At 64.5% G+C, this 22433-nt stretch carries 23 protein-coding genes; 13 read left to right on the forward strand and 10 right to left on the reverse strand.

What is annotated here, in order from left to right:
- Positions 1-86: 86 nt before the first annotated feature.
- From ACYU03_RS15915 to ACYU03_RS15945, 7 genes are all read left to right on the forward strand, one after another.
- The gene (locus ACYU03_RS15915; protein WP_461885611.1) at positions 87-1463 is read left to right on the forward strand and encodes a nucleobase:cation symporter-2 family protein; all 1377 of its coding nucleotides are present in this window, start codon (positions 87-89) and stop codon (positions 1461-1463) included.
- 120 nt (positions 1464-1583) lie between these two features.
- Positions 1584-1976, forward strand: a complete 393-nt coding sequence (tusD, locus tag ACYU03_RS15920) for a sulfurtransferase complex subunit TusD (RefSeq protein ID WP_461885612.1) — start codon at positions 1584-1586, stop codon at positions 1974-1976.
- Position 1977: 1 nt separating this feature from the next.
- A complete protein-coding gene (gene tusC / locus ACYU03_RS15925) occupies positions 1978-2337 on the forward strand; it encodes a sulfurtransferase complex subunit TusC (protein WP_461885613.1) in 360 nt (119 codons plus the stop codon).
- A complete protein-coding gene (gene tusB, locus ACYU03_RS15930; RefSeq protein WP_461885614.1) occupies positions 2337-2633 on the forward strand; it encodes a sulfurtransferase complex subunit TusB in 297 nt (98 codons plus the stop codon). The genes tusC and tusB overlap by 1 nt, the downstream gene beginning before the upstream one ends.
- On the forward strand, positions 2630-2965 hold the full coding sequence (locus tag ACYU03_RS15935; RefSeq protein WP_461885615.1) for a TusE/DsrC/DsvC family sulfur relay protein: 336 nt from the start codon (positions 2630-2632) through the stop codon (positions 2963-2965). Before tusB ends, ACYU03_RS15935 begins: the two co-directional genes overlap by 4 nt.
- Positions 2962-3957, forward strand: a complete 996-nt coding sequence (locus ACYU03_RS15940) for a glycosyl transferase family protein (RefSeq protein ID WP_461885616.1) — start codon at positions 2962-2964, stop codon at positions 3955-3957. Before ACYU03_RS15935 ends, ACYU03_RS15940 begins: the two co-directional genes overlap by 4 nt.
- A 109-nt stretch (positions 3958-4066) precedes the next feature.
- Complete coding sequence (locus ACYU03_RS15945) at positions 4067-5035, forward strand: glutathione S-transferase family protein (RefSeq protein ID WP_461885617.1); 969 nt, start codon at positions 4067-4069, stop codon at positions 5033-5035.
- A gap of 6 nt (positions 5036-5041) precedes the next feature.
- Here the strand turns inward: ACYU03_RS15945 and ACYU03_RS15950 are convergent, their stop codons facing one another.
- The gene (locus tag ACYU03_RS15950; protein ID WP_461885618.1) at positions 5042-5824 is read right to left on the reverse strand and encodes an SDR family NAD(P)-dependent oxidoreductase; all 783 of its coding nucleotides are present in this window, start codon (positions 5822-5824) and stop codon (positions 5042-5044) included.
- Positions 5825-5910: 86 nt separating this feature from the next.
- Positions 5911-6966, reverse strand: coding sequence for a sigma-54-dependent Fis family transcriptional regulator (locus ACYU03_RS15955; protein ID WP_461885619.1), 1056 nt, complete (start codon positions 6964-6966; stop codon positions 5911-5913).
- Between the two features lie 158 nt (positions 6967-7124).
- On the opposite strand from ACYU03_RS15955, the gene ACYU03_RS15960 reads away from it, so the two are divergent.
- On the forward strand, positions 7125-8048 hold the full coding sequence (locus tag ACYU03_RS15960) for a LysR family transcriptional regulator (RefSeq protein WP_461885620.1): 924 nt from the start codon (positions 7125-7127) through the stop codon (positions 8046-8048).
- Positions 8049-8056: 8 nt separating this feature from the next.
- Here the strand turns inward: ACYU03_RS15960 and ACYU03_RS15965 are convergent, their stop codons facing one another.
- From ACYU03_RS15965 to ACYU03_RS15975, 3 genes are read right to left on the reverse strand one after another with little or no spacing between them, the layout of a single operon-like run.
- The gene (locus ACYU03_RS15965) at positions 8057-8848 is read right to left on the reverse strand and encodes an SDR family NAD(P)-dependent oxidoreductase (RefSeq protein WP_461885621.1); all 792 of its coding nucleotides are present in this window, start codon (positions 8846-8848) and stop codon (positions 8057-8059) included.
- Between the two features lie 12 nt (positions 8849-8860).
- The gene (locus tag ACYU03_RS15970) at positions 8861-10744 is read right to left on the reverse strand and encodes a TRAP transporter large permease (RefSeq protein WP_461885622.1); all 1884 of its coding nucleotides are present in this window, start codon (positions 10742-10744) and stop codon (positions 8861-8863) included.
- A complete protein-coding gene (locus ACYU03_RS15975) occupies positions 10741-11772 on the reverse strand; it encodes a TRAP transporter substrate-binding protein (protein WP_461885623.1) in 1032 nt (343 codons plus the stop codon). Before ACYU03_RS15975 ends, ACYU03_RS15970 begins: the two co-directional genes overlap by 4 nt.
- Positions 11773-12177: 405 nt before the next feature.
- On the opposite strand from ACYU03_RS15975, the gene ACYU03_RS15980 reads away from it, so the two are divergent.
- The 5 genes from ACYU03_RS15980 (at position 12178) to ACYU03_RS16000 (ending at position 17287) form a co-directional block, all read left to right on the forward strand.
- Entirely contained in the window at positions 12178-13347 is a 1170-nt protein-coding gene (locus ACYU03_RS15980; RefSeq protein ID WP_461885624.1) for an acetyl-CoA acetyltransferase, read from the forward strand.
- Positions 13344-14924 carry an acyl-CoA synthetase gene (locus ACYU03_RS15985; protein WP_461885625.1) on the forward strand — a complete coding sequence of 527 codons (1581 nt, stop codon included), beginning with the start codon at positions 13344-13346 and terminating at the stop codon, positions 14922-14924. The genes ACYU03_RS15980 and ACYU03_RS15985 overlap by 4 nt, the downstream gene beginning before the upstream one ends.
- On the forward strand, positions 14921-15472 hold the full coding sequence (locus ACYU03_RS15990) for a PPC domain-containing DNA-binding protein (RefSeq protein WP_461885626.1): 552 nt from the start codon (positions 14921-14923) through the stop codon (positions 15470-15472). The genes ACYU03_RS15985 and ACYU03_RS15990 overlap by 4 nt, the downstream gene beginning before the upstream one ends.
- Positions 15469-15867, forward strand: coding sequence for a PPC domain-containing DNA-binding protein (locus ACYU03_RS15995; protein WP_461885627.1), 399 nt, complete (start codon positions 15469-15471; stop codon positions 15865-15867). Before ACYU03_RS15990 ends, ACYU03_RS15995 begins: the two co-directional genes overlap by 4 nt.
- A 91-nt stretch (positions 15868-15958) precedes the next feature.
- Positions 15959-17287, forward strand: coding sequence for an OprD family porin (locus ACYU03_RS16000; protein WP_461885628.1), 1329 nt, complete (start codon positions 15959-15961; stop codon positions 17285-17287).
- 102 nt (positions 17288-17389) lie between these two features.
- Here the strand turns inward: ACYU03_RS16000 and cysG are convergent, their stop codons facing one another.
- Genes cysG through lolA form a run of 5 tightly spaced genes read right to left on the reverse strand, consistent with a single transcriptional unit; the run spans position 17390 to position 22416 of the window.
- Positions 17390-18778 (reverse strand): siroheme synthase CysG, encoded by a 1389-nt coding sequence (gene cysG, locus ACYU03_RS16005; RefSeq protein WP_461885629.1) that lies wholly within the window; start codon positions 18776-18778, stop codon positions 17390-17392.
- Complete coding sequence (serS, locus tag ACYU03_RS16010) at positions 18779-20059, reverse strand: serine--tRNA ligase (RefSeq protein ID WP_461885630.1); 1281 nt, start codon at positions 20057-20059, stop codon at positions 18779-18781.
- An 18-nt stretch (positions 20060-20077) separates the two neighbouring features.
- Complete coding sequence (gene crcB, locus ACYU03_RS16015) at positions 20078-20452, reverse strand: fluoride efflux transporter CrcB (protein WP_461885631.1); 375 nt, start codon at positions 20450-20452, stop codon at positions 20078-20080.
- Positions 20449-21774: a replication-associated recombination protein A gene (locus ACYU03_RS16020; RefSeq protein WP_461885632.1), complete on the reverse strand. Its 1326-nt coding sequence runs from the start codon at positions 21772-21774 to the stop codon at positions 20449-20451. Before ACYU03_RS16020 ends, crcB begins: the two co-directional genes overlap by 4 nt.
- A gap of 18 nt (positions 21775-21792) precedes the next feature.
- A complete protein-coding gene (gene lolA, locus ACYU03_RS16025; RefSeq protein WP_461885633.1) occupies positions 21793-22416 on the reverse strand; it encodes an outer membrane lipoprotein chaperone LolA in 624 nt (207 codons plus the stop codon).
- Between the last annotated feature and the right edge of the window lie 17 nt (positions 22417-22433).

The raw sequence follows: 22433 nt of genomic DNA on the forward strand, positions 1-22433 counted from the left end.
TCGTGGCTGCTTGCTGGCCAGACACTACCCCAAACCAGCCTTGGCCCGTAGAATGCGCTCCTTTTTTCTTCCGGGGCAGCTTTCCCATGAGTTCCATCGAGCACGGGCCGGACGCGGCCACGCCCACCAACGAACTGGTCCTCGGCCTCGAGGACAAGCCACGGCCGTTCATCGGCCTGCTGGCAGCGCTGCAACACCTGCTGGCGATCATCGTGCCGATCGTCACCCCTGGCCTGCTGATCTGCCAGGCGCTGGGGGTTTCTCCGCGTGATACCAACCTGATCGTCTCCATGTCGCTGGTAATCTCGGGCATCGCCACCTTCGTACAGTGCCGCCGTTTCGGGCCGTTCGGGGCCGGGCTGCTGATCGTCCAAGGCACTAGCTTCAACTTCGTCGGCCCGCTGATCGCCGGTGGTGCGCTGATGGTCAAGCAAGGTACGCCGGTGGAAGGCGTGATGGCGGCGATCTTCGGCGTGGTGATCGCCGGCTCCTTCGTGGAGATGGGCGTGTCGCGCATCCTGCCGTTCATCAAGCGTTTGATCACACCGTTGGTGACCGGCATCGTGGTGCTGATGATCGGCCTGACCCTGATCAAGGTCGGCCTGATCAGCATGGGCGGCGGCTTTGCCGCCATGGGCAACGGCACCTTCGCCAATGGCGAGAACCTGCTGCTGTCCGGCGTGGTGCTAGCGATCATCGTCATCCTCAACCGCATCCCCGTGGTGTGGATGCGCAGTTGCGCCATCGTCATCGCCCTGGCGGTCGGCTATGCCCTGGCTGGCTACCTGGGCCGCCTGGACTTCACCGGCATGCACGAAGCGGCGCTGTTCCAGGTACCGATGCCGCTGCACTTCGGCCTGAGCTTCTCCTGGTCGCTGTTCATCCCGATGCTGGTGATCTACCTGGTGACCTCCCTGGAAGCCATCGGTGACGTCACAGCCACCAGCAAGGTCTCGCGCCAGCCGGTCGAGGGCCCGCTGTGGATGCAGCGGATCAAGGGCGGCGTGCTGGTCAATGGCGCCAACTCGCTGCTGGCCGGGGTGTTCAACACCTTCCCGAGTTCGATCTTCGCCCAGAACAACGGCGTCATTCAGCTGACCGGCATCGCCAGCCGCCATATCGGCATCTGGATCGCCGCCATGCTGGTGCTGCTGGGCCTGTTCCCAAGTGTCGCCGGGGTGATCCAGGCGGTGCCGGAGCCAGTCCTGGGCGGCGCAGCCATGGTGATGTTCGGCGCGGTCGCGGCGTCGGGTATCAATATCCTGGCGAGCACCCGCCTGGACCGCCGTGCCCTGCTGATCATCGCCGTGTCTCTGGCTCTGGGCCTGGGTGTGGCGCAGGTGCCGGAGTTCCTCGCCCATATGCCGGCGGCGCTACGCAATGTGCTGGAGTCCGGGGTGGCCACTGGCGGCATCTGCGCCCTGGTGCTGAACTGGTTCCTGCCGGAGAGCAAGGAACAGTAAACAGGTCCGGGACGGCATGTAGCCTTCTCTCCCTTGATGATGAGCTGAACACCAAGCCCGCGCCTACAGGTGCGGGCTTTTTGCTTTATCATGGCGGCAGATTTGCTGACAGAGTCTTCCATGAAGTTCGCTATCGCGGTTTTTTCCCCGGCCCACGCACCCTCCTCGCGCCGCGCCCTGCGCTTTGCCCAGGCGGCGCGGGCGGGTGGGCATGAGATTGTCCGGCTGTTTTTCTACCAGGACGGCGTGCACAGCGCTTCGGCCAACGTGGTCGCCCCCCAGGATGAACTGGACGTAGCGGCCCAATGGCGCACATTCATCAGCGAGCAGCAGCTCGATGCCGTGGTGTGCATCGCCGCGGCCCTGCGTCGTGGTGTACTTAATGAAGAAGAGGCCAAGCGCTACCAGCGCCCAGCGGTGAACCTTCCGCCCCCCTGGGAGTTGTCCGGCCTCGGACAGCTGCACGAGGCGGCGCAGACAGCCGATCGCCTGATCTGCTTTGGAGGCGATTGAGATGGCCAAATCCCTGTTGATCATCAGCCGCCAGGCGCCCTGGAGCGGCCCGTCCGCCCGCGAAGCACTGGACATCGCCCTGGCCGGCGGCGCCTTCGACCTGCCCCTGGGCATGCTGTTTCTCGACGATGGCGTGTTCCAGCTCAGTGGTCAGCAGCAACCTGCCCTGCTGCAGCAGAAGAACCTGGCCGCCAACCTGCAGGCCCTGCCCATGTTCGGCATCGAAGAACTGTTCGCCTGCGGCCACAGCCTGGCCGAACGCGGACTGGATGGCGCCGGCCTGGCCCTACCGGTGCAGGTACTGGATGACGCGGCCCTGGCCGCCCTGATTGCCCGATTCGACCAGGTGGTGACCCTCTGATGAGTACCCTGCACGTCATTGCCCCTTCGCCCTTCGGCGATAACCGCCTGAGCAGTTGCCTGCGCCTGCTCGGCCCGGACGACGCGCTGCTGCTGTGCGGCGATGCCGTCTATGCCCTGCAGCCCGGCAGCGAGCCGCAACGTCTCTTGCAGGCTGCCGGCCTGGAGCACCGTCTGTTCGCCCTCGACGAGGACCTGCAGGCCCGCGCCATCCGCAGCGAGCTGGCCAAGGCCGTGGATTACCCGGTTTTCGTCGAGCTGTCGCTGCAGTACGACAAGGTCAACAGCTGGCTATGAGCACCCTGACTGTCGGCGATCGGCAGATCGCCCTGGACAAGGACGGCTTCCTGGTCGACCTGGAAGACTGGTCCCGTGACGTGGCCGAGGCACTCGCCACTCGCGAACAGATAACCCTGACCCCCGACCACTGGGACATCCTGGAACTGCTGCGGCAGTTCTACCAGGAGTACCAGCTGTCGCCGGCCACCCGCCCGCTGATCAAGTACACCGCGCTCAAGCTGGGCCCGGAAAAAGGCAACAGCCCGCACCTGAACCGCCTGTTCAATGGCACTCCCGCCAAACTCGCCGCCAAGCTGGCGGGCCTGCCCAAGCCGACCAACTGCATATGACCGATCCCCGTCCCTTGACCCTGGAAACCCCGGCCGAGCACCCCTTCGCCGAGTTCGTGCGCATCCTTGGCAAAGGCAAGCGCGGCGCCCGCGGCCTGAGCCGCGAAGAGGCCCGCGCCGCTATGACCCTGCTGCTCGAAGGCAAGGTCGAGGATACCCAGCTCGGGGCCTTTCTCATGCTGCTGCGGCACAAAGAGGAAAGCGCCGAGGAACTGGCCGGCTTCACCGAAGCCCTGCGCGCCAACCTGAACGCCCCGGCCATCGCCGTGGATCTGGACTGGCCCACCTACGCCGGCAAGAAACGCCACCTACCTTGGTACCTGCTGGCCGCCAAGTGCCTAGCCGCCAACGGCGTGCGCATCCTCATGCATGGCGGTGGCGCGCACACCGCCGGGCGGTTGTACAGCGAGCAACTGCTGGAGCTGCTGCAGATTCCCCTGTGCCGCGACTGGAGCGCCGTGGCCCAGACCCTGGATGACCAGCAACTGGCCTTCTTCCCTCTGCAGGACTGGGCACCCCGGCTGCAACGGATGATCGACCTGCGCAACACCCTCGGCCTACGCTCGCCGATCCACTCCCTGGCCCGGGTGCTCAACCCATTGTCCGCCCGCTGCGGCCTGCAGAGCATCTTCCATCCCGGCTACCAGGCGGTACACCGCGAAGCCAGCCGCCTGCTCGGCGACCCAGCTATCGTGATCAAGGGCGACGGTGGCGAGATCGAGGTCAACCCGGATGTCGCCAGCCACCTCTACGGCACCGCCGGCGGCGAAGCCTGGGACGAGGAATGGCCAGCCCTGAGCGCCCAGCGCCATGTCAAACCCGCCAGCCTGCAACCCGAACACTTGTTGGCGGTGTGGCGCGGCGAGGCCCAGGACAGCTATGGCGAACTGGCGGTGCTGGCCACCATGGCCCTGGCCTTGCGCGGCTTGGGCCAGGGCCGGGAGCAAGCGTTCAACACAGCCCAGCGCTATTGGGACAACCGAATAGCCTGAGCGGCCAATCGAAGAATTCGATAAAACTGGTGCAGTCTTTGCACCATTCGTTCGAACGATACTCCGTACACTGGGCTCCAACGAGAATGATCACTCCAAGGAGTTCAGCATGGGCCTTTTGATCGACGGCCGCTGGCATGACCAGTGGTACGAAAACAGCAAGGACGGCGCCTTCCAGCGGGAAAACGCGCAACGGCGCAACGGCCTGCCTGCGGCTGAAGCCGGGCGTTATCACCTCTACGTGTCGCTGGCCTGCCCTTGGGCCCACCGCACCCTGATCTTCCGCTCGCTGAAAGGCTTGGAACCGCTGATCGATATATCGGTGGTCAGTTGGTTGATGGGCGAGCACGGCTGGACCTTCGACAAGAGCCAGGGCTCGACTGGCGACCAGTTGGATGACCTGGCCTACCTGCACCAGCGCTACACGCTGGATGACCCGCACTACAGCGGCCGGGTCACGGTACCGGTGCTGTGGGACAAACAGGAACAACGCATCGTCAACAACGAGTCGGCGGAGATCATCCGCATCTTCAACAGCGCCTTCGATGGCCTCACCGGCAACCGCCTGGACCTCTACCCCGAGCCCCTGCGCCCACTGATCGATGGGCTCAACGAACGCATCTACCCGGCGGTGAACAATGGCGTGTACCGAGCCGGTTTCGCCACCACCCAGCAAGCCTACGAAGCAGCCTTCGACCAATTGTTCAGCGAGCTCGACTACCTGGAGCAGTTGCTAGGCCGCCAGCGCTACCTGGCCGGCGAGTACCTGACCGAAGCGGATGTTCGGCTGTTCACCACCCTCGTGCGGTTCGACGCCGTGTACTTCGGGCATTTCAAATGCAACCTGCGGCGCATCGCGGACTACCCCAACCTCACCAACTGGCTGCGCGAACTGTACCAGTGGCCGGGGATCGCGCAGACGGTGAACATGGAGCATATCCAGAAGCACTATTACATGAGCCACAAGACCATCAACCCGAACGGGATCGTGCCCAAAGGCCCATCACAGGACTTCAACACAGAGCACGACCGGGAACGCCTGGCAGGACGTGGCATCTGGCGCAAGAGCGGCGCCTGATGCAGCTCAGTCACGCATGAAGCCGCCGTCCACGTCCATGATCTCCCCCGTGACGAAGCCCGCTTCTGCCGAAGCCAGGAAGCACACCGCTGCCGCGATGTCCCGGGGCGTGCCGGCCCGCCCCATGGGCATCTGCGCCAGCACCTGGGCCCGTGCCTGAGGCGCCAGCACGCTGGTCATCTCGGTATCGGTCAATGCCGGCGAGACAGCATTGGCCGTGATGTTGAAGGGCCCCGCCTCCCGCGCCAAGCCTTTGGTCAAGGCAATCACCGCGCCCTTGGCCGCCGCATAACAACTGTTGCCCAGCAAACCACCTCCGCGCTTGCCCGCCACGGAGGCAATGTTGATGATGCGCCCTGTCCGCCGCTCCATCATTCCCGGCAGCACCGCCTTGACGCAATAGAAGACGCTGTTCAGGTCGATGGCCATGACCCGGTTCCACTCCGCCGTGCTCAGCTCCAGCAACGGTGCGGTCGAGACGATCCCAGCATTGTTGACCAGGATATCCACCCTGCCCAATACCTCCCCCACACGGCTGACCATGGCCTGCACCTGCTGCTCATCCGACACATCCACGCCCAGGCCAATGGCCTCGATACCCAGCTCGCGCAGTTGCCCTGCGGCGCACTCGGCAGCCTCGGGGTCCAAGTCGCCAATAGCCACCCGTGCGCCACATTGCCCCAGTGCCAGGGCAATGGCGTAACCGATACCGCGGGCCGCCCCCGTCACCAGGGCGTTACGGCCATCCAACGCAAAACTCAGTGGAGCAGAACCGACAGGGGCGTTCATTGTTGTTATCCCTTGAAATGGTCGAAGCAAAGCCCGCCCCCTTTCAGGAAGGGGACGTGCACAGAAACGTTGGAAAGAGAGATGAATCAGGCGGTGGAACAACCAGCCAGCGCCAGTTGTTCCTTGAGCGGCGGAATGTCCAGGCGGCGCAGCACGCGGTACAACGAGGGGCGACAGATACCCAGCTCACGGGCAGCTGCGGTCATGTTCCAGCGGCAGGCCTGCAGCACACCCAGCACATCCGAGCGCTCATCCGCCGGTTGGGCCGCCGCCGCTACCGGGCGGATCGGCGTGACATTCTGCAGGGCAGCGCGCGCCGGTGCCGACACTGCACCAGCCTGGGCAAGGAAGTCGGCCGGCAGGTCGCTGCGCTGGATACGCGGGCCCTCCATCACCGCGCAGGCGTAACGGATCACCGCCCGCATCTGCCGTAAGTTGCCCGGCCAAGCATGTTCGAGCAGCAACGGCCAGACATCCGCCGCCAACACCTGGCGCGGATCGCAGCCTGGCAGCTCGTGGGCGATCATGGCGCATACCAGCTCGCCACGGTCGCTGCGCTCACGCAACGGTGGCAGTTGCACCACGCCAGTGGCGATGCGGTAGAACAGGTCTTCGCGGAAACTGCCCTGCTCCACCCGTGCGGCCAGGTCTTGGTGCGTGGCGCAGATCAGGGCGAAGTTCACCGGTATGCTGCGCTCGGCGCCCAGCGGAGTGATCTCACGCTCGGCGATCACCCGTAGCAGGCGGCTCTGCTGTTCATAGGGCATGTCACCGATTTCATCGAGGAACAAGGTGCCGCCATCGGCCTGCAGCACCTTACCCTTCTTGCCACAGGGCAAGGCACCGGAGAAGGCCCCACGCGAATAGCCGAACAGCTCGCTCTCGATCAGGGTTTCGGGAATCGAGGCACAGTTGAGCGCCACCAGTTGCGCGGCACGACGCTGACTGTGCGCATGCAGGGCACGGGCCAGCACTTCCTTGCCAGTGCCGGTCTCACCGCGGATCAACACAGCGATGCCGCGCTCCATCAGGCGCAGCGCACGGCGAAAAGCCTGGCGCACCTGTGGGTCGCTGTCGTGGGCAATATCGCATTCGGGAACAACAGTGGCGTGAGGACGAACGTGATCGAGTACAGAGGGCATCAGCGTCACCTTTTATTGTTCTATAGCTTGTGACTATGTCGACGGGCGACGCTTGTGGCGCTGCCTGGGCCGAGAGGGTGTTGCCCGTTCACAATAGGTAGGCGCACTTATATTTTCCAATACATAATAAAGCATCCACTGATACCTTTCAGAGCATCATGATCGAACTTCGCCACCTGCAATATTTCCGCACCCTGGCCGAAACCCTGCACTTCGGACGTGCCGCCGAGCGCCTGCATATTTCGCAGCCACCGTTGTCACGGCAGATCGCGTTGCTGGAGGAGGAACTGGGAGTCAAGCTGTTCGACCGCTCACGCCGCCGGGTAGAGCTGACCGAGGCGGGCCAGCGCTTCTACCTCGACACCGGAACAGTGTTCGCCGCCTTCGAGCAGGCCAAGCGCAATGCCCTGGCAGCCGCGCGCGGTGCTGCTGGCGAGCTGTCGGTAGGATTCATGATGTCGACCGCCTACAGCATCACTCCGGCCATCACCCGACGCTATGCCGCCCTCTATCCGCAGGTGAACCTCAAGCTCACCGAAACCCTGCCGCTGGACCTGGCCCAGGACATCACCAGCGGCAACAAGGATGTGGCGATCATGTATCGGCCACAAGACTGCAGCGGCCTGGAAACCATGACCCTGTACCGGGAGGAAATGACTGTGGTGCTGCCACCAGGCCATCACCTGATGGATCAGGAGGTGATCGACCCACAAGCACTGGCCGGGGAAACCTTCATCATCGTGCCCCGGCGCATCGCCCCGGCGCTGCACGACATGATCTTCAACTATTGCCTGCAGCACGGCGTCACGCCCAACATCGGGCTGGAGATCAACATGCAGCAGACCATCGTCAACCTGGTGGGCGAAGGCCTGGGCATCGCTATCGTACCGCGCTCGATGCGCAACATGCGCCTGGCCACCACCAGCTTCAAACCGCTCAGGTCAGCACCGGTGATCGAGGTGGTGGCCGTCTGGAAAGGCGACAACCACAACCCCTGCATCGCCACCTTCGTCGAAACGGCCAGGCAGGCCGGGGAGCAGGCGACGCTCGAAGATGAGCAGGAGCGCCAGCGCCCGGCGTGAAGGACGCCTCAGATCTCCAGGATCCCAGAGGCCATGAACCCTCCATCCACCGGGATCACGTGGCCGCTGATGTATGACGCATCCTGCGAAGCGAGAAAGGCCACCGCCCCAGCCATCTCCGCCGGCGTGCCATAGCGGCGCAGCGGTACGGCCCGGGCGTAGGACTCACGCGTCGCCGCCGAGTGCAAGGTCCGGGTCAGCGGCGTGTCCACCGGACCCGGAGCGATGCCGTTGACGGTGATGCCATGCTCGGCCAGTTCCACCGCCATCTGCCGGGTCAGGCCGATGACTGCCGCCTTCGATGTGCCATAGGCAGTACGCCCCATGCTTGCACGCAAGCCACTGATCGAAGCGACGTTGATGATCCGCCCCCAACCCTGCTCGCGCATCAGTTGGGCAGCCTGCTGGCTGCAGAGCAAGGTGCCGGTCAGATTGACGTTCATCAGCCGCTGCCAGCTTTCCAGATCGCAATCGAGAAAAGCCTGGGTGCGAGCAATGCCTGCGTTATTGACCAGCACATCGCAGCGCCCGTAACACTCGCGCAGCGCCCCAAAAAGGTCGGCGACGGACTGCGGGTCACCGATATCGATGGCCATGGCCAGGGCGTCGATGCCCTGCACCCGCAAGCCCGCGACCATCTCCTCGGCCGCCGCCAGGTTGATGTCCGCGACCACCACCGTATGGCCATCGTGGCCCAGGCGTTCGGCGATCGCGGCACCGATGCCCATGGCGGCACCGGTCACCAGTGCCACGCGGCCATGGCCCGGAAGGTTCATCGTTGTTTTCGCAGCTTGACTCATGACAGGACTCTCTTAGAGGAAACCGATGGAAATCCACGGGAAGCAGGCGACGATCACCAAGGCCACCAACAGCGCCGCCAGGTAACCCCAGACGCGCCGTATGACATGGTCGGACGACACCTTGCTGATCGCGCAGGCGGCGTAAAAGCCAACGCCCAGCGGTGGTGCGAACAGGCCGATGCCCATGGCCAGGATCACCACCATGGCGTAGTGCACCGGATGGATGCCGAGCATCTCGGCCAGCGGGAACATCAGCGGGCCGAACAGCACAATGGCTGGAATGCCTTCCAACACACTGCCCAGTACCAGGAAGATGACGATGGTGACGATCATGAAACCGAGGGTGCCACCGGGAATGTCCTCGATCAGTTCCACCAGCGAGGCGGAAAAACCGGACTGGGTGAGCGCCCAGGCCATGGCTGAAGCCATGCCGATGATCAGCAGGATCGCCCCGGACAAAGCCGCCGCCTCGAGCATCATCGGGTACAGCTTCTTGAACTCGATATGGCGCATGAACAGGTGCATCACCAGCCCCACCAGCACCACATAAGCCACACCGATGGTCGACACCTCGGTGGCGGTGGCCGCCCCTTCCAGTACCGCGATGCGGATCAGCAAGGGCAACGCCAGGGCCGGCAGCGCAATGAGGAAGGTACGCAACACCATCGACATCGGCGCACGTGGGATAGCCGGGCTCGGGTCCTTGCGCGAACGCCACCAGCAGACCAGGGCAATCACCACGGTGGCGACCACTGCCGGCATCAGGCCACCGATGAACAGCGCCGTGATGGACACACTGCACACAGCGCCAATGGTGATCAACACCAGGCTCGGTGGAATGGTTTCAGTCATGGCCCCGGTGGCGGCCAACAGAGCGGCGAGCTCTTCGGGCTTGGACCCCCTGCGTTTCATCTCCGGGAACAGCGCCGGAGCCACGGCGGCCATGTCGGCGACCTTGGAACCGGAAATCCCCGAGACCAGAAACATCGCCCCCAGCAACACGTACTGCAACCCACCCCGCACATGCCCGAGCAACGAGGCCATGAAATCGATCAGGGTCCGGGCCATGCCTGACAACTGCAGCACCACACCGAGCAGGACGAACAACGGCACGGCCAGCAGCACCATATGCGACATACCCTCGTCCATGCGGCCGACCACGATGGACAGCGGCGCATGGGTGGCCAGGGCCAGGTACGCCATGGTCGCGGTGCCGAAAGCGAAGGCGATCGGGATGCCGCCGAACACGCAGGCTCCCAGCAGCACCAGGAAGAACACCACCAAGTTGTAGTTACCAATGCTCGCCAACAACGGCTGCGCCAGCCACAGCACCGCCGCGACCGCCGTCACCACGGCAAGGCCGGCCATGAACTGGCGCACCGTCGAGTAACGCGCCATGCGTGCCACCGCCGCCAACAGCATCAGCACCGCACCGACCGGCAAAGCCGCCGCGCGCACGCCGTCAGGGATACCCAGAGCCGGCGTGGTGATCCACATCTGCTCATGGGAATGCTGCATGGCTGGGGAAATGATCATCGCCACGAACAGGCAGACGATCAGCGCCGAGAGCGTCTCGCTGAAACCACGCCAGACGGCAGGCAGCTTGTTCACCAGCGCCGACATGCGCATGTGCTCGCCCCGGTCCAGTGCCAGCACCGCGCCGAACATGGCCAGCCAGATGAACAGCGAAGACGCCAGCTCGTCGGACCAGATCAACGGGCTGTGCAGGACATAGCGGGCGAACACACCGGCCAGCAGCACCAGGGTCTCGACCACCATCAAGACGACGGTGATCACCCCGACCACGCGCATGGTCCAGGTATTCAGGCAGATCAGCACCCGGGCCGGCAGGCGCATCGAAGCAGTGGAGGCCGTGACCGCTGGAGCGCTCATCATGCCAACGTCCCGGCGTACTGCTCGAGGATGGCCCAGGCCTCGTCACCGAACTTGCCATGCCAGTCAGCGTAGTAATTGGCGCTGCGCAGCTTCTCGCGGAAGGCCTCGGCCGGCGACTCGACCAGCTCCAGCCCCTGGCCTTTGAGGGTGTCGCGGGTGGTGCTTTCGAGCTTGGCAAGATCGTCGCGTTGAGCCATCACAGCCGCATCGACATGCTTGCGCACGATGGCCTGCATGTCTTGTGGCAGGCGTGCGAACGAAGCGCTGTTGCCAAGCATCCAGAAGCCGTCCCACACGTGGTTGGTCAGCGAGCAGTACTTCTGCACCTCGTAGAGCTTGGCCGTGGACACCAGGGTCAGCGGGTTTTCCTGCCCCTCGACGATGCGCGTCTGCAGCGCCGAATACACCTCGGCGAAATTGATGCTGGTAGGCGCGGCTTCCAGCGCGCGGAAGATCGACATGATGATCGGACTGGGCGGCACCCGTAGCTTCATGCCCTTGAGGTCATCAGGCGTGGCGACCGGCCGGGTGCTGGTGGTGGTGACGCGGAAGCCGTTATCCCACATCCTGTCGAAGGCGAACAAAGTGCCGGTCTTGGCGATCTCCTCGCGCACATGGGCGCCCAGCGCGCCGTCCATGGCGCTCCAGACCTGCTGGTAGTCCTTGAAAGCGAAGCCTATGGCACTAATCTGTACCGACGGCACCAGGGTGCCGAGGATCACCGGCGACAATGCGAACAGGTCGACCGCACCCGAGCGCACCTGGGCCAGGGTGTCGGTGTCGCTGCCCAGTTGGCTGCTGGGGAACACCTGCACGCTCAGCGCGCCGTTGGTTTCCTCCCTGATGGCCTTGGCCATTTCCCGCGCCCGCACATTCATCGGATGGCTGATGGGCAGGTTGTTGGCAAACTTGAGTTTGAAATCGGCGGCCCGGCTGCCGCCGCTGTAAAGTCCCAACCCGGCAGCGGCGACTGCAGCAGAAGCAAGGGAAGCCGTCTTGATGAAGGAACGGCGGGTAAAATCGCTCATGAAGCTCTCCTGACTTATTGTTCTTATTGATCGAGTTACGGGTATACGGCGATGGTTGCCCGAGATGTAGCAATACGGGTGCCACCCTGGGAAAACGCCGACGTCCTATCCGGCCCACGCCGCCATGCGGTATTCAACTTCATGTTTTACCGATGAATTTTTCTCAGGGCGTCGAGGCGTCGGTCCGTAAAGCCATCCGCAGCTTACGCCGCACGGTGTAACAGGTGTCTCCCTGAACTGTCGCTCTGGCCAGCAAGGCGACACCTGTAGGCGTCGCCTTGCTACCGTTAGCCCCCCTTCATGACCAGGAAAACCCCGGCGCAGAGCCCTCCCGGCGTCCCTGAAAGGCCTTGGCACCGCTCTTGCTATCGACCTCGCAAACAACATCAAGCGAGGACGCACCTCATGCAATCGCCCGTAATCAGCGGCTGGCACCACTCCCTTTTTGGCAAGTTTCCCGATATCGACCCCGAGCAGATGATGGCCGAAGCGGCCGTTGGCGCGCTCAACCATGCGCAGCTGGATGCCGAGCAGATCGACTCGGTCCATGTCGGCCATTTCAATGCCGGCTTCCTCTACCAGGACTTTCCTTCCGCACTGCTGGCCAACCATTTGCCGGTGCTGCGCTTCACCCCATCGGTGCGCGTGGAAAACGCCTGCTCCACCGGCTCGGCGGCAATCCACTCAGCCCTACAGGCGGTGCTCAGCGGCCAGTCGAAACATGCCTTGGTGGTGGGCTTCGAGAAGATGAACAGCCTGCCCACCGCCGAGGTCGGCAAGGTCCTCCTCAAGTGCTGCTACACCCGTGAGGAAGCGCAAATCGAAAATGGCTTCGCCGGAGTGTTCGGTAATATCGCCAGCGCCTATTTCGACCGTTACGGCGACCAGTCCGACGCCCTGGCGATGATCGCCGCGAAGAACCACGCCAACGGTACGCTCAACCCCTTTGCACACATGCGCCGGGATGTTGGCTACGACTTCTGCCGCATGCCGTCGGAGAAGAACCCCTTCGTCGCCGGCCCGCTGAAACGTACCGACTGCTCGCTGATCACCGACGGCGCGGCGGCACTGGTGATCAGCCGCGCCGACCAGGTCGGCGGGCAACGCCATGCCGTGCGTTTCCGGGCGGCGGTGCAGGTCAACGACTACCTGCCGCTGTCACGCCGCGACCCCACGGTCTTCGAAGGCGCCGCCCGCGCCTGGCAGCAGGCCTTGGCCGAGGCGCGGCTGACGCTGGATGACCTGTCGCTGGTGGAGACCCATGACTGCTTCACCATCGCAGAACTGCTCGAGTACGAAGCCATGGGCCTGGCCGGACGTGGCCAGGGCGCACGGGTCATCAGCGAGGGCATCAGCCGCAAGGATGGCCGCTTACCGGTCAACCCTTCCGGCGGGCTCAAGTCCAAGGGCCACCCGATCGGCGCGACCGGGGTGTCGATGCACGTGATGGCGGCGATGCAGCTCACCGGCCAGGCCGGCGACATGCAACTGGCCCGGGCCGACCGCGCCGGCGTGTTCAACATGGGCGGTGCCGCCGTCACCAACTACGTGAGCATCCTGGAGGCCGTGCGATGACCGGTATCGACAACGTCATGAACCTGGGTGAACTGCTGGCCCAGGTCGCCCGCCGCTATCCGGATGAACCCGGCTTCATCCGTGCCGGCCAGGCCTGCTCCTGGCGCCAGTTGATCACACGCATCGACAGCGTCGCCGCCGCCCTTCGCGCTCGCGGCTTGGGCAAAGGTGACCGCCTGCTAGTGCATTCGCGCAACAACCTACAGTTGTTCGAAAGCGCCTGGATCGCCTTCCGCCTGGGCATGGTCTGGGTACCGACCAATGTGCGCATCACTCCTCCGGAGGCCGCCTACCTGGGCAGCTCCAGCGGCGCAGTGGCGATGCTCTACGACGACGGCCTGGAGCATTACGTCGACGCCGTGCGCGCCGCATCGCCCGCCCTGCGCCAAGTGATCGCTATCGGCACACCCCGGCCAGGCGAACTGGGCTACGACGCCCTGCTCGACGAAGGCACTGCCCTGCAACCGGCATTCCGTCCCGCCGAGGTGCGCTACCACGACCCGCTGTGGTTCTTCTATACCTCGGGCACCACCGGGCACCCCAAGGCCGGCGTGCTGACCCATGGGCAGATGGCCTTCGTGATCAACAACCACCTGGCCGATCTGATGCCGGGCCTGGACCGGCACTCGCGCTCGCTGGTCCTGGCGCCACTGTCCCATGGTGCGGGCATCCACGCCCTGGTCAACGTCGCCCGCGGTGCCGCCTGCGTATTGCCGGCCGGTGATCGGTTGGATTGCGACGAAGCCTGGCGGCTGGTGCAGGAACACCGGATCGACAACCTGTTCACCGTGCCGACCATCGTCAAGATGCTCACCGAAGACGAAGCCGTCGACCGCTACGACCACAGCAGCCTGCGCTACGTGATCTACGCCGGCGCGCCGATGTACCGTGCCGACCAATGCCATGCGCTGAACACCCTGGGCAAGGTGCTGGTGCAGTACTACGGATTGGGTGAAGTGACCGGCAACATCACCGTGCTGCCGGCCAACTGTCATGACGCCGAGAACCGCCCCGAGGCCAAGGTCGGCTCCTGCGGCTACCCGCGCACCGGCATGCAAGTGGCGATCCTCGATGACCAGGGCAACGAGCTGCCCAGCGGGGTCGACGGCGAGATCTGCGTGCGCGGCCCGGCGGTGTTCGCCGGTTACTACAACAACCCCGAGGCCAACGCGGCGTGTTTCCGCTTCGGCTGGTTCCACACCGGTGACCTAGGCCATCTCGACGAACAGGGCTATCTGTTCATCACTGGCCGCGCATCAGACATGTACATCTCTGGCGGCTCCAACGTCTATCCCCGGGAAATCGAAGAAGCCCTGCTCACCCACCCGGCGGTGAACGAGGTGGCCGTGCTCGGCCTACCGGACGAGAAATGGGGCGAATGCGGCTGCGCAGTGATCGTCACCACACAAGAGGTCAGCGACGAGCAGTTGCTCGCACACCTGGAGCCACGCCTGGCCCGCTACAAATGGCCCAAACGCTTCGTACGCTGGAGCGAGATGCCCAAGTCGGGGTACGGCAAGATCGTCAAGAAACAGATCCGCGCGCTGCTGGACGCATGCGAGGAGCCTGCCCTATGAACCCCCACTTCGAAGAGCGCGATGGCGTACGGCTGTTCATCCATGGCGGCCAACCCCGACAGCCGCGGTTGCTGGAGTGCGAGGTGTCGCACGGCGAAGAGCTGCGCATCGTCCTGCCGCTGGCCTGCAATGTCGCCGAAGGCTTGCTCGAAGCACTGGAGGGACGCCGTTACCGCAGCGCGGTGGGACGCATCCTCTGTGGCGGCGCCGCACACCTGAGCTATCACCGCATGGTCACCACCAGCAACATCCAACGTCCCTACGACTATGGGCAGCCTGTGGTGCTGGACGGCTACATCACCTTCATCAGCGGAGCCCTCACCGTGGGTCGGGACGCAGCGGGCGCGCCCTTGCTGCACTGCCATGCCGGCTTCATCGACCGCGATGGACACCAGCACGGCGGCCACCTGGTGCTCGACCGTCTGGTCGTCGGCAGCGAGGCGCTGGTGATCCGGCTGTGCCTGTTCGACCAAGTGGCCTACCAGGTACAGCCGGATGCGGAAACCCACTTCAACCTACTTCACCCCGTGCTCCAGGAGGCGTCATGAACCTTGCAGCGGCGCAGGCCGAATCCCAGGTCCAGAGTGGCCGGCTGGGCAGACTGGTGGTGGCCCGGCTCAAGCCCAACGAAGACATCATCGACAGCGCCGAGGCTTTGTGCGTCAGCCATGGCATCCGCTTGGCCGTAGTGCGTGGCGGCCTCGGCAGCCTGATCGACGCCCAGTTGCACTACCTTGGCCGTGGCGGCATGCAAGATATCCGCGTGCCGGGGCCTGGCGTTGAAATCCTCAGCATCAGCGGCGAAGTCGCCGCCGGCGAGAGCCGCCTGCAGGCCGTGGTCGCCGATGCCGACGGCAATATCTTCGCAGGCCGGCTACAACGCGGCCGCAACCTATCGTTCATCACAGTCGAGCTGACCTTGCAGGAGTGGCTGCCTGACTGAGCGCACTCTCTTTCGCTATTCAACCCGGGCGCGGCGCCCGGCCCCCTTGCGCCCGCCTTTCGGGCGCTCCTCTGCAACCAGGAAAACAACAATGATAAAAAAGCCGTTCGTGCACCTGTCCCTGCTGACCGCCAGCAGCGCCCTCCTCGCTCCCGTCGCCCAGGCGGACTTCGTCAAGGACGGCAAGGCCACCCTCAACCTGCGCAACTATTACTTCAACAACGACTTGCGCGACCGTCCCGGCGCGGACGGGCAGAGCAAGACGGCCGAGTGGGCCCAGGGTTTCGTGCTCGACTACCAGTCCGGCTTCACCGACGGCACGGTCGGCGTTGGTGTCGATGCGCTGGGCCTGCTGGGTGTGCGCCTGGACGGTGGTGCAGGCAACCACCGCGGCAGTTCGATGATCCCTGATGAACGTGACGGCAGCGCCGTAGATGATTGGAGCCGCCTGGGGTTGACCGGCAAACTGCGCTTTTCGAAGACCGAGGCGCGCTACGGCACCTTGCAGCCGAAGCTGCCGATCCTGGTGGCCAACGACGGACGCGTGCTGCCACAAACCTTCGAGGGCGGGATGATTACCTCCCAGGATATCGACCACTTGACTCTGGTCGGCGGGCGCCTGGAGCACACCACTGGCCGCGGCTCCAGCAACCGCTCCGGGCTGGCAGTGGCTGGCGGCACGCAGCAGAGCAACGAGTTTCTCTTCGCCGGTGCCGATTATCAGGCGACCAAAGCCCTCAAGCTGCAGTACTACGTGGCCCAGCTCGAGGATTACTACGTCCAGCATTTCGGTGGTCTGGTGCATGTCTGGACCTTGGGCGAGAGCCAATCGCTGACCACCGACCTGCGCTACTTCAAGACCGACGCCGATGGCCGCAACGACTCGGCCGCCGGGCGCGCCGAGGGTTACCAGGCCAGCGGGCTGGCCGATACCGCGGGCAAGATCGACAACGACACCTGGAGCGCGATGTTCACCTATGCGCTGGGCGGGCACTCGATCCTGGTCGGCCACCAGCGGGTGTCCGACAGCGGCAACTTCGTCCAGCTCAACCAGGGCAATACCGGCGAAGGCGCGGCGGGAGCCAGCATCTACCTATTCACCGACCGACTGGTAACCAGCTTCACCCGAGCCGGCGAGCGCACCACCTTTGGCCAATACGCCTACAACTTCGCTGCATTAGGGGTACCGGGGCTGGTGGCGTCGGTGGCATACCTCAAGGGCACGAACATCCGCATGGCCACGGGCGGCGATGAGAAGGAATGGGAACGGGATATCGCCCTGGATTATGTGGTGCAGGGCGGAACGTTCAAAGGGCTGGCGTTCAGTTGGAGAAACGGCATGTTGCGAAGCGGCGTACCAAGCGAGTGGAACCAGGACCAGAACCGCGTGGCGGTGAGCTATTCGGTGCCGTTGTTCTGAGGCGCCTGCGCTCGATGCAAGACAAGGTAGGAGCCAGCTGACGCTGGCTCCTACCGGCATAGCGTCGATCATATGACCCACAGGGCCATATGGACGCCGGAACTACTCCTGTGCCCCTTCGAACCAGGCCAGCTTGTCGCGCAGCTGCACCACTTCGCCCACGATCACCAACGTCGGTGCGTGGACTTCGTGCCGGGCCACCAGCTCCGGCAGGTCCGCCAGGGTGCCGGTGAACACCCGCTGGTTGCGGGTAGTGCCTTGCTGCACCAGCGCCGCAGGCGTGCTGGCCGCGCGGCCGTGGCGGATCAACTCGCTGCAGATGGTCGGCAAGCCGACCAGCCCCATGTAGAACACCAAGGTCTGGGCCGGCGCCACCAGGTCATCCCATGGCAGATTGCTGGTGCCGTCCTTGAGGTGACCGGTGACGAAGCGCACCGACTGGGCATAGTCGCGATGGGTCAGCGGAATGCCTGCATAAGCGGAGCAACCGCTGGCCGCAGTAATCCCAGGCACCACCTGGAAAGGAATCCCCTCCTCGGCCAGTTGCTCGATCTCTTCGCCACCACGACCAAAGATGAACGGGTCACCGCCCTTCAAGCGCAGCACGCGCTTGCCTTGCCTCGCCAGGTCGACCAACAGGCGGTTGATTTGATCCTGGGGTACGGCATGGTCGGCGCGGCGCTTGCCGACGTAAATGCGTTCGGCGTCGCGCCGGCACATCTCGATGATCGCCGGAGCGACCAAACGATCGTAGAGCACCACGTCGGCCTGCTGCATCAGGCGCAGGGCGCGAAAGGTCAGCAGGTCCGGGTCACCCGGCCCTGCCCCGACCAGATAGACCTCCCCTCCCTGCTGCACCGGCGCGCCATCCACCTTGGCCTGCAACAGGCGCTCGGCTTCAGCGCCCTGCCCGGCCAGCTGGCGTTCGGCGATGGGGCCCTGGAACACGTCCTCCCAGAAGCCACGGCGCTGGTTGACGTCCGGGTACAGCGACTTGACCTTGTCGCGAAAGCGCGCAGCCAGGCCGGCCAGCTCGCCATAGGCGGCCGGAATCCAGGCTTCCAGCCTGGCCCGGATCAGCCGGGCCAACACCGGCGCATCGCCGCCGCTGGACACTGCCACCACCAGGGGCGAACGGTCGACGATGGCCGGAAAGATCACCGTGCACAGCGCCGGAGCGTCCACCACATTGACCGGCAGGCTGCGCTGCTGGGCGTCGGCCGAGACCTGGGCATTGAGCACCGGGTCGTCGGTGGCGGCGATCACCAGCCGGCAACCGTCCAGGTCGCCCGGCTGGTAGCCGCGCACCCGAACCTCACCTCCACTCTGCCCAGCAACCGCGGCTAACTGACCTTCGACCTCTGGCGCGACCACCCGCAGCGCGGCACCGGCGTCGGCCAGCAGGCGCGCCTTGCGCAGAGCGATCTCGCCACCACCGACGACCAGTACGCGGCTGCCCTGCAGCTTGTGGAACAGCGGCAGGAAATCCATTTAGCGGATGACCTCCAGGCCACCCATGTACGGCTTGAGCACCTCTGGCACAAGGATCGAGCCATCGGCCTGCTGGTAGTTCTCCAGCACCGCCACCAGGGTACGGCCGACCGCCAGGCCAGAACCGTTGAGGGTGTGCACCAATTCCGGCTTGCCGGTTTCCGGGTTGCGCCAGCGCGCCTGCATGCGGCGGGCCTGGAAGTCGCCGCAGTTGGAGCACGAGGAGATCTCGCGGTATTTGTCCTGGCTCGGCACCCAGACTTCCAGGTCGTAGGTCTTGACCGCGCTGAAGCCCATGTCACCGGTGCACAGAGCCAGCACGCGATAAGGCAGCTCAAGGGCCTGCAGCACCCGCTCGGCGTTGGCGGTCAGGCCTTCCAGGGCTTCCATGGACTTGCCCGGCTCGACGATCTGCACCATCTCGACCTTGTCGAACTGGTGCTGGCGGATCATGCCACGGGTATCACGGCCCGAAGCACCGGCTTCGCTGCGGAAGCACGGGGTGTGGGCGACGAACTTGATCGGCAGTTGCTTGGCGTCGAGGATTTCGCCGGCGACGATGTTGGTCAGCGAGACCTCGGCGGTCGGGATCAGGTAGAAGTCGGCTTCGCCTTCACGGCTGATCTTGAACAGGTCTTCCTCGAACTTGGGCAGTTGGCCGGTGCCCTGCAGGGCCGGTGCCTGCACCAGGTACGGGGTGTAGGCCTCTTCGTAGCCGTGCTCGCTGGTGTGCAGGTTGATCATGAACTGCGCCAGAGCGCGGTGCAGGCGTGCGATCGGGCCGCGCAGCAAGGCGAAACGAGCACCGGACAGCTTGGCTGCGGTCTCGAAATCCAGGCCGCCGCTGAGTTCGCCCAGGGCCACGTGGTCCTTGACCTCGAAGTCGAACTGGCGCGGCGTGCCCCAGCGGCGCACTTCGACGTTGCTGTCTTCGTCCGCACCGACCGGCACGCTGGCGTCTGGCAGGTTGGGGATACCCAGCAGGATACCGTCCAGTTCGGCCTGGATGGCGTCCAGTTCGCTCTTGCCACTGGCCAGTTCGGTAGCCATGCGCTCGACGTCGGCCATCAGCGGGGCGATGTCCTCGCCCCTGGCCTTGGCCTGGCCGATGGACTTGGAACGGGCGTTACGCTCGGCCTGCAGTTGCTCGGTGCGGGTCTGCACCGCCTTGCGGCGCTCTTCCAGGGATTCGATGCGCGCGACATCCAGGCTGAAGCCACGGGAGGCCAGGCGGTCCGCCACTTCCTGAAGTTGGCCGCGTAACAGTTTGGAATCGAGCATATCGTTCTCTCGTTTGGTTCAGAATTTGGTCAAATAAAGGCCGGCCCAGGTCGCGAGCAGCCCGCCCAATACGCTGGCTGCAGCATAACCGAAGGCCAACGGCGCCTGCCCGCTTTCGAGCAGGCGCACGGTGTCCAGTGAAAAGGATGAAAAAGTGGTCAGGCCGCCGAGAAAGCCGACGATCAGCCCGGCGCGCAGTTCGACCGGCACCAGCGGCCGGTGCAGAAACAGGCCATAGAGCAGGCCGATCAGCAGGCAGCCAATCAGGTTGACCGCCAGCGTACCGAGATAGAAGTGCCGTGGCCAGTAGGCATTGACCAAATTGCCAGCAGCGAAGCGCAGCAAGGTGCCGGCGACGCCGCCCGCGCTGACCGCAGCGACAAGTGCTATCACGGTTTTCTCCTTTGGCGGGGGCTGTTGCGGTCCAGTTCGGCCAGATGGCGCAGCTTCTCGCCGATCTTCAGCTCCAGGCCACGGGGTACCGGCTGGTAGTACTGACGCGGCTCCAACTGTTCAGGAAAATAGTCTTCGCCCGCGGCATAGGCATCCGGCTCGTCGTGGGCATAGCGGTACTCCTCGCCATAGCCCAGTTGCTTCATCAGCTTGGTCGGGGCATTGCGCAAGTGCAGCGGAACTTCCAGCGAGCCGTGTTCGGCGGCTTCGCGCATGGCGGTCTTGAAGCCCATGTACACCGCGTTGCTCTTCGGCGCGCAGGCCAGGTAGGTGATGGCCTGGGCCACCGCCAGCTCGCCCTCGGGGCTGCCCAGGCGCTCCTGCACGTCCCACGCCGCCAGGCACAGGCTCAGGGCGCGCGGGTCGGCGTTGCCGATGTCCTCGCTGGCCATGCGCACCACGCGACGGGCGATGTACAGCGGGTCGCAACCACCGTCGAGCATGCGCGCGTACCAGTACAACGCACCGTCCGGGTTGGAGCCGCGCACCGACTTGTGCAGTGCCGATATCTGGTCATAAAAAGCCTCGCCCCCTTTGTCGAAGCGGCGGCGGCTGTCGCCGAGCAGGCTTTGCAGCAGCTCGACGCCGATCTCGCCACCGTCTTCGGCCAGGTCCGAGGCGTTTTCCAAGAAGTTGAGCATGCGCCGGCCATCGCCGTCGGCAGCGGCCATGAGCATCTGGAAGGCTTCATCGCCGACCCGCAGCTGGCGCTTGCCCAGGCCACGGTCTTCGCTCAGGGCGCGGTTGACCAGCTTGCGCAGGGCTGCTTCGTCGAGGCTCTTGAGCACATAGACCCGCGCCCGCGAAAGCAAGGCGTTGTTCAACTCGAAGGACGGGTTCTCGGTGGTGGCGCCGATGAAGATCAGCGTACCGTCCTCCACATACGGCAGAAAGGCATCCTGCTGCGACTTGTTGAAGCGGTGCACTTCATCGACGAACAGAATGGTGCGTCGGCCGTACTGCCCGGCCTGCTGCTTGGCCACCTCCACCGCCTGGCGGATCTCCTTGACCCCGGCCAGCACCGCCGAGACCGTCTCGAAATGGGCGTCACAGAACTGCGCCAGGAGCCGCGCCAGGGTGGTCTTGCCGACCCCGGGCGGGCCCCAGAAGATCATCGAGTGCAGCGCCCCCTGCTCCAGCGCCTCACGCAGCGGCTTGCCACGCGCCAGCAAATGCTCCTGGCCGACGTACTCGTCCAGGTTGGCCGGGCGCAGGCGCGCGGCCAGGGGCTGGGCGACGGGTTCGCTTTGAAACAGGTCCATGACGGGCTCTATGACCTCTTATTCCTGGATGACGTCCGCGCCTTCCGGGATCTTGAACTGGAACTTGCTCGCCGGGATCGACTCATTGGCCTTGACCCCGTTGAACAGGATATTGGTGCGCTGGCCGACGCTGTCGATCAACTGCATGTCATTGATCAGGCCACGGCGGAACGACACGCGCAGGGAGTCGAACAGGGTGTCCCGGGTCTTGGGCTTGAGAGTGAAGTCCATGACATCGCCCTGCTCCTTGGAGGTGATGTCGAAGCTTTCGCTGATCTTCGACACATCACCGGACAGCAGCAGCGCCGGGGTCTGGTTCAGGCGTACATCGAGCTTCTTGACCGTGGCCTGTTCCAGGTCCGGGTCCCACAGGGTGACGTTCTGGCCATCGGAGACCACCACCTGCTCTTGGGGGGCATCGGTGTGCCAGTAGAACAGGCCTGGGCGCTTGACCGCCATCTCGCCGCTGGTTTCCTGCAGGCTGGTGCCACCGGCATCCAGGGTCAGCTGGGAAAAACGGGCGGTGAGGGTCTGCGACTTCTCCAGCAACTGGGTGAGGCGCGCCACGTCTTTTTCATCGGCATGGGCGGCAAAGGGCGCCATGACCAGGGCAGAAACCAACAGCATGCGAATCGCGCGCATGGGAATCCTCATTGAGC

This window comes from Pseudomonas sp. X10 (assembly GCF_054889225.1).

What these genes read in the sequence shown, in the direction of transcription:
- ACYU03_RS15915 (WP_461885611.1), top strand. Translation starts at nt 87, where the DNA reads ATGAGTTCCATCGAGCACGGGCCGGACGCGGCCACGCCCACCAACGAA.
- tusD (WP_461885612.1), top strand. Translation starts at nt 1,584, where the DNA reads ATGAAGTTCGCTATCGCGGTTTTTTCCCCGGCCCACGCACCCTCCTCG.
- tusC (WP_461885613.1), top strand. Translation starts at nt 1,978, where the DNA reads ATGGCCAAATCCCTGTTGATCATCAGCCGCCAGGCGCCCTGGAGCGGC.
- tusB (WP_461885614.1), top strand. Translation starts at nt 2,337, where the DNA reads ATGAGTACCCTGCACGTCATTGCCCCTTCGCCCTTCGGCGATAACCGC.
- ACYU03_RS15935 (WP_461885615.1), top strand. Translation starts at nt 2,630, where the DNA reads ATGAGCACCCTGACTGTCGGCGATCGGCAGATCGCCCTGGACAAGGAC.
- ACYU03_RS15940 (WP_461885616.1), top strand. Translation starts at nt 2,962, where the DNA reads ATGACCGATCCCCGTCCCTTGACCCTGGAAACCCCGGCCGAGCACCCC.
- ACYU03_RS15945 (WP_461885617.1), top strand. Translation starts at nt 4,067, where the DNA reads ATGGGCCTTTTGATCGACGGCCGCTGGCATGACCAGTGGTACGAAAAC.
- ACYU03_RS15950 (WP_461885618.1), bottom strand. Translation starts at nt 5,824, where the DNA reads ATGAACGCCCCTGTCGGTTCTGCTCCACTGAGTTTTGCGTTGGATGGC.
- ACYU03_RS15955 (WP_461885619.1), bottom strand. Translation starts at nt 6,966, where the DNA reads ATGCCCTCTGTACTCGATCACGTTCGTCCTCACGCCACTGTTGTTCCC.
- ACYU03_RS15960 (WP_461885620.1), top strand. Translation starts at nt 7,125, where the DNA reads ATGATCGAACTTCGCCACCTGCAATATTTCCGCACCCTGGCCGAAACC.
- ACYU03_RS15965 (WP_461885621.1), bottom strand. Translation starts at nt 8,848, where the DNA reads ATGAGTCAAGCTGCGAAAACAACGATGAACCTTCCGGGCCATGGCCGC.
- ACYU03_RS15970 (WP_461885622.1), bottom strand. Translation starts at nt 10,744, where the DNA reads ATGATGAGCGCTCCAGCGGTCACGGCCTCCACTGCTTCGATGCGCCTG.
- ACYU03_RS15975 (WP_461885623.1), bottom strand. Translation starts at nt 11,772, where the DNA reads ATGAGCGATTTTACCCGCCGTTCCTTCATCAAGACGGCTTCCCTTGCT.
- ACYU03_RS15980 (WP_461885624.1), top strand. Translation starts at nt 12,178, where the DNA reads ATGCAATCGCCCGTAATCAGCGGCTGGCACCACTCCCTTTTTGGCAAG.
- ACYU03_RS15985 (WP_461885625.1), top strand. Translation starts at nt 13,344, where the DNA reads ATGACCGGTATCGACAACGTCATGAACCTGGGTGAACTGCTGGCCCAG.
- ACYU03_RS15990 (WP_461885626.1), top strand. Translation starts at nt 14,921, where the DNA reads ATGAACCCCCACTTCGAAGAGCGCGATGGCGTACGGCTGTTCATCCAT.
- ACYU03_RS15995 (WP_461885627.1), top strand. Translation starts at nt 15,469, where the DNA reads ATGAACCTTGCAGCGGCGCAGGCCGAATCCCAGGTCCAGAGTGGCCGG.
- ACYU03_RS16000 (WP_461885628.1), top strand. Translation starts at nt 15,959, where the DNA reads ATGATAAAAAAGCCGTTCGTGCACCTGTCCCTGCTGACCGCCAGCAGC.
- cysG (WP_461885629.1), bottom strand. Translation starts at nt 18,778, where the DNA reads ATGGATTTCCTGCCGCTGTTCCACAAGCTGCAGGGCAGCCGCGTACTG.
- serS (WP_461885630.1), bottom strand. Translation starts at nt 20,059, where the DNA reads ATGCTCGATTCCAAACTGTTACGCGGCCAACTTCAGGAAGTGGCGGAC.
- ACYU03_RS16020 (WP_461885632.1), bottom strand. Translation starts at nt 21,774, where the DNA reads ATGGACCTGTTTCAAAGCGAACCCGTCGCCCAGCCCCTGGCCGCGCGC.
- lolA (WP_461885633.1), bottom strand. Translation starts at nt 22,416, where the DNA reads ATGCGCGCGATTCGCATGCTGTTGGTTTCTGCCCTGGTCATGGCGCCC.